Annotated in this window: 11 protein-coding genes; 5 read left to right on the top strand and 6 right to left on the bottom strand. The window is 41.3% G+C overall.

Translation table 11 applies throughout. The features are described from left to right. Nucleotides 1-50: 50 nt before the first annotated feature. Nucleotides 51-221 (bottom strand): hypothetical protein, encoded by a 171-nt coding sequence (locus tag IQ19_RS28135; protein WP_199749487.1) that lies wholly within the window; start codon nucleotides 219-221, stop codon nucleotides 51-53. Nucleotides 222-326: 105 nt separating this feature from the next. On the opposite strand from IQ19_RS28135, the gene IQ19_RS15790 reads away from it, so the two are divergent. Both IQ19_RS15790 and IQ19_RS15785 read left to right on the top strand, forming a co-directional pair. Beyond that, complete coding sequence (locus IQ19_RS15790; RefSeq protein WP_144543338.1) at nucleotides 327-536, top strand: YheE family protein; 210 nt, start codon at nucleotides 327-329, stop codon at nucleotides 534-536. Between the two features lie 101 nt (nucleotides 537-637). Then, nucleotides 638-829, top strand: coding sequence for a hypothetical protein (locus IQ19_RS15785; protein ID WP_144543337.1), 192 nt, complete (start codon nucleotides 638-640; stop codon nucleotides 827-829). A gap of 66 nt (nucleotides 830-895) precedes the next feature. Here the strand turns inward: IQ19_RS15785 and IQ19_RS15780 are convergent, their stop codons facing one another. Next, nucleotides 896-1156, bottom strand: coding sequence for a metal-sensitive transcriptional regulator (locus tag IQ19_RS15780; protein WP_026583956.1), 261 nt, complete (start codon nucleotides 1154-1156; stop codon nucleotides 896-898). 131 nt (nucleotides 1157-1287) lie between these two features. On the opposite strand from IQ19_RS15780, the gene IQ19_RS15775 reads away from it, so the two are divergent. After that, a complete protein-coding gene (locus tag IQ19_RS15775) occupies nucleotides 1288-2181 on the top strand; it encodes a PucR family transcriptional regulator (RefSeq protein WP_144543336.1) in 894 nt (297 codons plus the stop codon). A gap of 115 nt (nucleotides 2182-2296) precedes the next feature. Beyond that, entirely contained in the window at nucleotides 2297-3406 is a 1110-nt protein-coding gene (locus tag IQ19_RS15770) for an ABC transporter ATP-binding protein (RefSeq protein ID WP_144543335.1), read from the top strand. 65 nt (nucleotides 3407-3471) lie between these two features. Here IQ19_RS15770 and IQ19_RS15765 read toward each other — a convergent pair whose 3' ends face one another. Beyond that, nucleotides 3472-3714 (bottom strand): hypothetical protein, encoded by a 243-nt coding sequence (locus tag IQ19_RS15765; RefSeq protein ID WP_110065483.1) that lies wholly within the window; start codon nucleotides 3712-3714, stop codon nucleotides 3472-3474. 294 nt (nucleotides 3715-4008) lie between these two features. On the opposite strand from IQ19_RS15765, the gene IQ19_RS15760 reads away from it, so the two are divergent. Continuing rightward, nucleotides 4009-4227, top strand: a complete 219-nt coding sequence (locus IQ19_RS15760) for an alpha/beta-type small acid-soluble spore protein (protein ID WP_009331467.1) — start codon at nucleotides 4009-4011, stop codon at nucleotides 4225-4227. Nucleotides 4228-4296: 69 nt separating this feature from the next. Here the strand turns inward: IQ19_RS15760 and fumC are convergent, their stop codons facing one another. The 3 genes from fumC to IQ19_RS15745 form a co-directional block, all read right to left on the bottom strand. Then, nucleotides 4297-5679 carry a class II fumarate hydratase gene (gene fumC, locus IQ19_RS15755; RefSeq protein ID WP_144543334.1) on the bottom strand — a complete coding sequence of 461 codons (1383 nt, stop codon included), beginning with the start codon at nucleotides 5677-5679 and terminating at the stop codon, nucleotides 4297-4299. A 612-nt stretch (nucleotides 5680-6291) separates the two neighbouring features. After that, the gene (locus tag IQ19_RS15750) at nucleotides 6292-8304 is read right to left on the bottom strand and encodes an ABC transporter ATP-binding protein (RefSeq protein ID WP_144543333.1); all 2013 of its coding nucleotides are present in this window, start codon (nucleotides 8302-8304) and stop codon (nucleotides 6292-6294) included. Next, the gene (locus IQ19_RS15745; protein WP_144543332.1) at nucleotides 8301-10058 is read right to left on the bottom strand and encodes an ABC transporter ATP-binding protein; all 1758 of its coding nucleotides are present in this window, start codon (nucleotides 10056-10058) and stop codon (nucleotides 8301-8303) included. The genes IQ19_RS15750 and IQ19_RS15745 overlap by 4 nt, the downstream gene beginning before the upstream one ends. Nucleotides 10059-11014 lie beyond the last annotated feature (956 nt).

The following is an 11014-nucleotide window of genomic DNA, read 5'->3' as shown; positions in this document are numbered from 1 at the left end:
CAGAGTTGATTTTTCACAAGATGCTTGTCCAATCGCAACAGGCCATATGATTAAGTAGTTATAGGTCTTTTTGTTGTTTTCACATTATTTTTCTTGGAGGAAGAACCGGCAAATGACTGAAATTGATCTTTAAGCTTCTGGCGTGCTTCTGGTTTTCTCATTAAATATGCTGCTCCAAGAGCCATGGCTGACATCATAAATTTATTGTTTCTTTTCATCATTTTTACCTCCTTTTAATGTTAAAATGTTTCTACATCTATTCAATTCCCTTTTACTTGGACAATAAACTGGAAATTCACAAAAGATAGTCGGGAGGCAGCAGCCAAATGTTGACACACTTTCAATTCAAGCCTTTATATGAAAATAAGCAACTGCCAGGATGGACATTCTCCTTCTATTTCAAAAAGCAAAAGATAACGGGCATTTACCATCCCGATGGCAAAATTGAATGGACATCCGGCAAACCAGCCAGCCGGGAGGAAGAGCTGAAATCGCAGATACACGAACTAATGTTATTTCATGTTTATGATCAGTAAACAGTCTGCTGGGTATACCACTTAATCCTTTGTATGATTCTTGCTTATCTTGGAAAAATAACCGCTACAGAATGATTTTCAAAAAAAGGAGCGGGAAAACGATGGACAAAGATAAGAACCGGCAGGTGCCAGAGGATTTAGGTAATGAAGGACGGGATAAAGCCTATGTGGACATTGACAGAATCATTAACGAAGGATTATCAGGCGGGTCTGTGCATGGACGCGGTGATGAAGTTAATATCGAACAGGCCAGGGAATTCCATGAGGAAGAGCCGCCTTATAAAGCAGATTGAACAGCCAAAAGGCACCTTGAACGAATGCCGTTCAGGTGCCTCTTATGTTTGATAAACAGACTATTATTATCTGCTTTTTACAATCATGTTAACTGCTTCCTGGATTGCATCTTCAGCATTTTTGCCTTCTGTGTTTGCATCCCGGATACAAGTTTCAAGATTCTTTGCTACAATATATCCCATTGCACGGTCAACCGCTGAGCGGACTGCGGATAATTGTGTGACAACATCCTTGCAATGCTTTTCTTCTTCCATCATACGGATTACGCCCCGAACTTGTCCTTCGAGCCTTTTCAAGCGATTTTTCATTTCTGGTGTGTACTCCATATATCTCACCCCTTAACTTTCTTTCCCCATTTATAAAAACTAAGACTGTTTGCACGATAGTTTTTTCAATTAAATTATAACTGCTATAATATAAGAAACACAAAAATTTATCAAATTAAAGGGATAAAAATATGTTAAAAAAATTACATGGCAAATATCCTAGCTCTATCCTAATGGAAGTAAAGCCTGATTTCCACTATTTTTCAAACACATACTGGTTTTATTATCATGAAACTGGAGAATGGCTTGGCCTACCGGCCAAAGATGTTTCAGAGGAAAGCCTGATGATATTGAAAACCCTATTTGATTTTCATGATATCTCTCATCATCATAATCCTGCTGCACAAACATGGTTTGATTTTTTATTTTCTAATGGGAGTGTTCCCAAAAGTGCAAGGGATCTTCCATACCGGCTTATTCAATTTAAAACTGCCCAGGGCGACTGGGTACGCGAAGATATGGAGGCTGCTTTTAAAGGTTTTTTTGAGAAGGATATTATTATTTTATGGAATGAACCGTCAAAGGGCGTCATTGTTGAAGAATTTGAAGAGCCTCTTGCAGAAGACGATTTCTTTGCCATTTCAAATGCTTTGGAAAGCGACTTTTTTGTAAAGACAAATTTTTATATTGGTGTTCCAAATAGGCCTGGGGATGATTTCTCCAATCATTTTAAAGAAGAACTGCTTTTTTTCGAACAGGCCTCATCTTTGCTGCCTTCAGAAAGGGTGTTTTCATTCGAGAAGACGTTCCCGTCTCTAGTTGCGGCAAACATGGATATTTTTTTAAAAAGAAGCCTGCTATCCCGTCTGTCATTTCTTAAAGAGGATCCAGAACTATTAAATACCATTAAGATATTTTTACAACATGGTTCCAATGTTTCCTTAACAGCAAAGAAATTGTATATTCACCGAAACACCCTGCAATACAGATTGGACAAATTCACGGATAAAACAGGCATTCAATTAAAAGACTTTTACTGTGCCGTGACAGTATACCTGGCTTGTTTGCTGTATGAACAGCACTAAATTTGAACACATTGCATAAAACCGCTTTCAGTAATTTTGTGCAGTTTGGCCATATGGGATTAGCCATATTTCCTTTAAACTGAGTGTAAGCAAAAAAAACTGGGAGGTTACCCAAATGGCTGAACTAAAATTAGATAATATATACAAGATTTATGACAATAAAGTAACAGCAGTAGAAGATTTCAATCTTCATATCCAGGATAAAGAATTTATCGTGTTTGTCGGGCCTTCAGGCTGCGGAAAATCTACCACACTTCGCATGATTGCTGGCCTTGAGGAAATTTCCAAAGGCGACTTTTATATCGATGAAAAGCGTGTGAACGATGTACCGCCTAAAGATCGTGATATTGCGATGGTATTCCAGAACTATGCACTTTACCCGCATATGTCCGTATATGACAACATGGCTTTCGGACTTAAGCTCCGCAAGTTTCCAAAGGACGAAATCGACCACCGCGTAAAGGAAGCAGCTAAAATCCTTGGTCTTGAACCATATCTTGACCGCAAGCCTAAAGCATTGTCAGGCGGTCAGCGCCAGCGTGTAGCTTTAGGCCGTGCCATTGTCCGTGACGCAAAGGTCTTCCTTATGGATGAGCCTTTGTCAAATCTTGATGCAAAACTTCGCGTACAAATGCGTGCAGAAATTGCCAAGCTTCACCAGCGTCTGCAAACAACAACGATCTATGTGACACATGACCAGACAGAAGCCATGACAATGGCAACTCGCCTAGTAGTTATGAAAGATGGGCTTATCCAGCAAGTTGGTGCGCCAAAAGAAGTATACGAAAAACCTGAAAACGTATTCGTCGGCGGTTTTATTGGCTCGCCTGCTATGAACTTCTTCAACGGGAAGCTTGAGGATGGCAAATTTGTTGTCGGCCAAACACAAGTGGCCGTTCCAGAAGGCAAAATGAAGGTACTTCGTGAACAAGGCTATGTAGGCAAAGATATTATTCTAGGCATCCGCCCAGAAGATATTCATGACGAGCCTGTCTTTATTGATGCTTCCACGGGTTCAAAAATCAATGCCCGCATCGATGTTTCCGAGCTGACTGGTGCTGAAACAATGATTTACTCAAGTATTGAAGGCCAGGATTTCGTTGCGCGTGTAGACTCCCGGACAGATATTAAGCCTGGGCAAAACCTTGATTTAGCATTCGATATGAACAAAGCTCATTTCTTTGATGCCAACACTGAAAACAGAATCCGCTCAATAAAAGAATAAATGAAAAATCAACCCCCGTCCGGAATGACGGGGGTTTTCAATTTTGTGAAAAAATTTATACACTTTTATTCTTTAATAAACTTCACTTCGTCATAGCCGCATGAGGGACATTTCAAAAGATGCGGACATTCCTCTTTTTGATAGTCCTGTGGATAGCCATCTTCCAGCTTCATTTGGTCAATCGGCATATAGGCGCTGTAATCATCGTAAAAATCCATGATTCTTCCACTATCCTCCATATTTTTTCCGCAGGAGCTGCAGGTAGCTTCTAGTTTTTCAAACCCATTGCAAACAGGGCAAATAGCCATTTTCAAAACCTCTCACTTTCGTTTATCAAGTTTCTTTCTTATATCGTTTGTTTGTTTCGGCTGTGTTATGTAAAGCTGCTAATCAGCAACTCTATCTGGAAAAAATTCCCGTTTTTATAAAAGAATAAACTTTTATAAATCAAACATAATAGAGAGTAAACACAGCGGCAACAAGCCGCCACATACCTTATCCGATGGGTTAAGCCAGGCAGTGGAGCAGGATTTAATCCTTGCGCTGGTGCAATTCCAGCTAACCCAACCAAATCCAACAAAAATTTATGAGGAGGAAATCACATGAACAACCAATCATCTAGCAGAAGCAATTCCTCAAACCAATTACTAGTACCAGGAGTATCACAAGCACTTGACCAAATGAAGTATGAAATTGCAACTGAATTTGGCGTAAACCTTGGTGCAGAAACAACTTCTCGCGCTAACGGATCTGTAGGTGGAGAAATCACAAAACGCCTTGTACAAATGGCTGAACAACAGCTTGGCGGCGGTTCTTTCTAATAAACTAAGCAAGATAACAATTGAATAAATATGGCTTGGCCCCCCCTCTTGTAAGGGGGGCCTTTTCATTTACACCATCTTTTCCGGTACAACCCACTCATCATATTGTGCTTCTGTAATATAGCCCGTTTTTAATGCAGCTTGCTTTAATGTTGTATTTTCCTTGAAAGCCAGCTTCGCGATCTCCGCCGCTTTTTCATATCCAATATGGGGATTAAGGGCAGTTACCAGCATTAGTGACTTTTTTACATGATCATGAATTACTTCTTCATTAGCTTCAAGTCCTGCCATGCATTTTTCATTGAATGAAGCCATTCCATCAGCAAGGATGCTGATGCTTTGAAGGAGATTATAAATGATAACTGGCTTAAATACGTTTAGTTCGAAATTGCCCTGGGACGCAGCAAATCCGATGGAAGCATCATTTCCGAAAACTTGGCATACGACCATAGTCAGGGCTTCGCTTTGAGTGGGATTTACTTTTCCAGGCATAATAGAGCTTCCAGGTTCATTAGCAGGAATTGATAGTTCTCCTATCCCGCTGCGAGGACCACTTCCCAGCCAGCGTACATCGTTGGCAATCTTCATGAGATCCGCCCCAAGCGCTTTTAATGTACCGTGCACATGGACGATTTCATTATGGCTGGTCAGAGCCTGGAATTTATTTTCGGAAGAGCGGAATGGATGGCCTGTAAGATTGGATATTTCCTTTGCCATTTTCTCTCCAAATGTTTTATCTGCATTAATACCTGTTCCTACTGCAGTGCCCCCAATCGCCAGATCCAGAAGGTACTGCCTGGATTCCTCCAGCATTTTTTCGTTCTTTTCAAGCATTGTACGCCATCCGCTGATTTCCTGCCCCAACGTAAGCGGAGTTGCATCCTGCAAATGCGTTCTACCTATTTTCACAATATCTTTATAGGCATTTTCTTTTGCCTCAATCGTCTTTTTTAATGCACGCAATGAAGGAAGCAGGTTTTCAGCCACTTCGGTATAGGAAGCTATATGCATCGCTGTCGGGAACGTGTCATTGGAACTTTGAGACATATTGACATCATCATTTGGATGGACTTTCATGCCTGAGTGTCCCTGCTCTTCCAGTATCTCATTTGCCCTTTTCGCCACAACCTCATTTACATTCATATTCGTTTGTGTGCCGCTTCCTGTCTGCCAGACTGCCAAAGGAAAATGGCTATCAAATTTGTGTTCAATAATTTCATCACATGCTTTTGTGATAACTTCTTTTTTCTCATCAGGCAGCTTGCCGAGCTTATTATTTACCACTGCAGCGGCACGTTTAACTATTGCATAAGCATAAATGACTTCCATCGGCATTTTTTCAATGCCGATCTTAAAATTATCCTTGCTCCGCTGCGTTTGCGCTCCCCAATATTTATCAGCAGGAACCTTAACCTCACCGAGCGTATCCCTCTCGATCCGATAATCAGACAAACTTCATACCTCCTTAAAGTTTCACTATGCTACATATATATTCTTTTCCCTGAATTTCAAACTTTAATGATAAAATTTGGATTGAATGAGAATTTGGCCACAAAAAAACTGCCTGGCTGAAGCAGCCGGCAGCTATGCTTTTACAATCGTATAACCGATGAAATAACCAAGTACCATAATACTTGCTATCGCCAGGGTAATAGAAAATTCCTCCACGCTCATCCCTCCAGATATGTATGATAGTTTAAAACTATCATGGAATTTCTTATCTGGAACATGTGTCTCGGTACGATTCTGTGTCAGAGAAGTGAATTTTGTATGGACAAGACAGTGCTCTTATTATGAAAGGCTAATTAAATATTTTCACAGGGAAAATCGAAATTTCGCTGTTATAATGATTTTTTCACGGATAAAACTGGAATTTAGCTAATATCTGGAAAAAAGAGTATTCCAACATTAATTTTTGAGTTTTCAGTCAATATTTTGCTGTTTAAAGTAGTTTTGCTTTTAAAATCCTGAAAATCCTGTTTTAACGATCACAAAATCAAGTTCTTGCCGTTATATTTCCACTGACAAGTTTAAAAAGAAAGCGCCATCCGGCGCTTTCTCTTCTTACCCCGCAAGTGATGAGCCCTGCTGGAGCTGATACATTTGATAATATTTTCCCTTTTGCATCATTAATTCTTCGTGGTTTCCTTTTTCAACAATTTTTCCTCGGTCCAGAACGAGAATTTGATCTGCATTGCGGATGGTTGACAAGCGGTGGGCGATGATAAATGTTGTTCTTCCCTTTTTCAGCACATCCATTGCTTCCTGTATGATCATTTCCGTTTCGGTATCAATGCTTGAGGTTGCTTCATCCAGTATCAAAATCGAGGGGTCAAAGGCCAATGCCCTCGCAAAGGAAATGAGCTGTCTTTGCCCGCTGGATAGCGTACTGCCTTTTTCAATAACTGGCTCATCAAAGCCTTTCTCAAGATGCTTAAAAATTTTATCTGCCCCAACATCCTTCAGAGCCTTTTCCACTTTCTCACGCGAGATATTAGGATCATCAAGGCTGACGTTTGAAGCAATGGTGCCGGTAAACAGGAACGGATCCTGCAGGACGATGCCCATATGTTTGCGAAGCTCCTGCCTAGGAACTTTTTTAATATCCATGCCATCAATCATAATCCTGCCTTCCTGGCTATCATAAAAACGGAACAGCAAATTCATAATTGAGCTTTTTCCTGATCCGGTATGTCCGACCAGCGCCACTGTTTCTCCGTGCTTCGCTTCAAAGTTGATATCCTTTAATACATATTCTCTCTCTTTATAGCCAAAATGCACTTGGTCGAATGTAACATTTCCTTTATAGCGAGAAATTTGTTTATCGCTTACATCAATGCCTTCTTCATCAAGAAGGCTAAATACTCTGTCTCCCGCTACAAGAGCCTGCTCCAAATTGGCTAACTGATTCACAATACCCTGTACCGGCTGGAATAGACGGTTAATATAGTCGACAAAAGCGTATAGCATCCCGAGTGAGATTACAGATGATGCTTTTAAGGATTCTCCCCCGAAATACCAAATAAATGCTACGAATACTATATTCCTTAACACTGCGGTTAAATTATGGGAGGTCAGCGAATTCAGGCTTAGAAGTTTATTTTGATACGTAAAATGCTCTGTGTTCAGCTTTTCAAAATCCTTTTGTGTCTCTTTTTCCCGGCCGAATGCCTGGATGATGTTCATTCCGTGAATCGATTCGTTAATCATTCCGTTAATATCACTAACCCTGGATCGGATGACGTGATTGTATTTGGATGCATATTTACGGTACACTACCATCCATACATAAAGAATCGGCAGAAGGATTAAACAGATTGCCGCAAGCTTGGCATTTAGAATAAATAAAGCGATATAAATACCAGAAATATAAATGGCGCTTGTAAAGAAAGTGGCCAATACGGTTACGTATAATTCGCGGATTGCTTCCGTATCGTTCGTAATTCTGGCGACCACCTTGCCGGCAGGCAAATTATCAAAATAACCGATTGGAAGCCTTTGGATCTGCCCAAATACATCCTTCCGCATTTTTTGAATTACTCTGTTTGCCGACTTCTGGAGATAAAAGCGCTGCCCATACTGAAAGAATGCAGCTATAACCAACATACAAAAGTAAAAGGCCAGCAGCTTAAAAATCTTCGGAATCTCCGGCCTGTAAAATTGCATTAATTCATCAATGGTCAGTACCTTTCCTTCGTAAGCTTCTGTTTGTCCGCCCTTTTCTATTACGAGCGTACCATCTTTAAAGGCTCTGTTCCCATCAAAAGCAACTTCCCCATTTACAAAAATAAATTGGCTGCCCACCTGGAGGATGCGGGCCTGGTTTATTCTTTGCTCTCCATTAGAGATATTTTGTTCTTTTTTATAAAAATGGCCATCGTACGGCACTGCCTCTTTATCCCCCTGTGTCTGGTACCAGACAGATTCAATGCCAAGGATATGGTCATCAATCATTTTCTTTGCGATAAATGGCCCTGCGAGATCCGCTGCAACAGCTACCGTTAGCATCAGCAATGCAGCAATAATCATTTTTTTATAATGAAGGGCATAGTGGAATAACCGCTTCCCTGTGGTCATGAGAGCACCTCCTCATCTGCAGCAGCCTGGGTTTGCTGCCTTTCAAATTGCTCATTGTACCAGCCATTCCTGGCCATTAGCTCCTCATGTGTGCCTTCTTCAACAATTGCACCTTCATTGAGGACGATAATGTGGTCAGCATGCTGGACAGCCGACATCCGGTGGGTTGTGATAATCGTTGTTCTATTCTTTCGTTCAGATCGAATATTATCGATGATATTTTTCTCCGTTTTTGCATCAACTGCTGACAGCGAGTCATCCAGTATGAGTATTTCCGGATCTTTTACAAGTGCACGAGCGATGGAAATCCGTTGTTTTTGACCTCCTGATAAAGCAACCCCTTTTTCGCCGACAAGCGTTTCCAGCCCTTCTGGAAGCATCTCCAGGTCTTTGCGGAAGGCCGCCAAATCAATGGCCTTTTGCATATCCTCTTCAGTCGCATCCTTTTTTCCAAAAAGGATGTTTTCTCGTACAGTTCTTGAAAAAAGAACGTGATCCTGGGGAACATAACCGATCCAGCCCCTTGTTCTCTCTAGTTCCTGATCTACAATCGGGACATTTGCAATTGAAAGTGTACCGGTTCCCGCTGGATACTCTCTCAACAGCTGTTTAATAAAAGTGGTTTTCCCGCTGCCTGTTTTTCCGACAATTCCCAGCGTTTCCCCCCGCTCAATATGCAATTTTATCCCTTTCAGGTTTGCTGCTTTGGATGAAGGATATTGGAAGTGTACATCTGCAAAAGAAACATTATCTGGTGATTCAACAACGGAAGGTTCTTCCGGATTTTTTATATCCTGTTTTGCAGATAAGGTTTCCTGTACCCGATCGAGTGAGGCGTTTCCTCTTTGCATAACATTGATTAATTCTCCGATTGCAAACATCGGCCAAATCAGCATTCCTAAATACACATTGAAAGAAACAAGCTGGCCCAATGTAATGGATTGATGGAAAACAAGATAAGCCCCGTATCCAAGCCCAATAAGATAGCTTAGACCAACAATGACTTTTATGGTTGGCTCAAACAGAGAGTCAATTTTGGCCACTTGAATATTTTTCTTATAAACGTCCTCGGTAAGATTATGGAAGCGCTGCTGATCGGCTCTTTCCTGTACATAAGCGCGCACAACCCTCACTCCCGATACCGATTCGAGGACCCGATCATTCAGCTCTCCAAATGCATCCTGCGCACTCATAAATCGGGTATGAATCTTCTTGCCGTATACCTTTATCAAATAAGCCATAATAGGCAGAGGCAAAATGGCTGCAAAAGTTAATTTCCAGCTCACTAAAAACCCCATAGTAAACAGAATCGTCAGCATAAAAACACTTGAATCCACGAGTGTTAGTATCCCAAATCCGGCAGTGACCGAAATGGCTTTTAAATCATTTGTCGCCCTGGCCATTAAGTCACCGGTACGATTCTTTTCAAAAAATGTTGGAGTCATTTTCAGCAAATGGCCCATAAATTGTGCCCGCAGCTTTCTTTCTACCAGAAATGCCCCGCCAAAGAGCTGATACATCCAAATATACGTAATGGCATAGGACACGATAGTGATTAATGCCAATAAACCCAGGTACTCCATAATATTTGCACGATCCATTTCACCCAGGTGAATATCGTCAATCGCCATCCCTACAAGCCTCGGAGGCATCACATCCAGGATGCCGACAATGATTAACAGGGTGATTGCTACCGCATACCTTTTCCAGTTTTCTTTAAAAAACCAGCTTAATTTCCCTAAAATTGAAAACAAAGTTCTCTCCCCTTTCCGGCAGGAAGCCCACGGGTTAAACATCTAATTCAATCCGTTGCTTCACCTAACCAATAACTGATCCTTAACTAGCCGCCGTCGAGATCCTCTGGCAAAACTGCTTTTCTTTCCATTCTTAATGCAATCATGTAAATCTCCTCCTTATGTTTGTTTTCTGCTGTTCAACAGCAGCGCGCTTTTTCAAGCAATAGTATATGGAAACAGGCATAGCCTGCAGCTCTCAATAAAAGCGGAGGCGCCCTTGCCCATCGACGGAGCGTGGTGGACTGAGGCCCACAGGATGTGGGTCACTCAGACGTTGCCACAGGACGTGGCGCTTTTAGTCTGAGTTCCTTTTTTGAGATAAAGGAAACACGAAGAGCGTTAGCGATTCGATGTTGACTTATCGCAGACGAGGTGAAGGAAGCACGTCGAGTCGATAGGGCGCCAGAGCTAGACAGTTATCAAAGTTGGTATTGCTTATTAAGGCAAAAAAAAGACATACCGCGGCATGCGATATGTCTTAAAAGACAAAAGAGCCCACGTTACGAATCGTAACCTGTGCTCCCTAAAAAAGTGCAGAAAATACCTGCTTACATTTTTATTTTATTCATAGGAGAGGTTACAATTTTTCTGTATTCAGCTATTTTCTGAAGATGATGGTATAAGATCATTTTGTACCCCTCCTTTTCATTTTTTTCCATATTGGTAAGATTATCATCGCTTCTCCCAAATGTCAATCAGCTTTTTTCCCATTCTTAAAAATTTTCTGTCATTGAAAAAGATCCCTATTACTAGGGATCTTTTTCAATGACTGTTTTCGCATACTTTGTTGCTTTTTAAATACAATTAACCTTGTCTGTTGATTTCCGTTGCAGGTACTCAGCGAACATCGGGGGGTCTCCTTCCACACGCTTCTCCCGCAGGAGTCGAGCACCTTCCACTCCAATCAATCAGCA

It is taken from the genome of Cytobacillus oceanisediminis (assembly GCF_007830235.1).
GTDB lineage: Bacteria > Bacillota > Bacilli > Bacillales > Cytobacillaceae > Cytobacillus > Cytobacillus oceanisediminis.
Note: the sequence above shows the minus strand (reverse complement) of the source record. Positions and strands in the feature narration are given on the sequence as shown.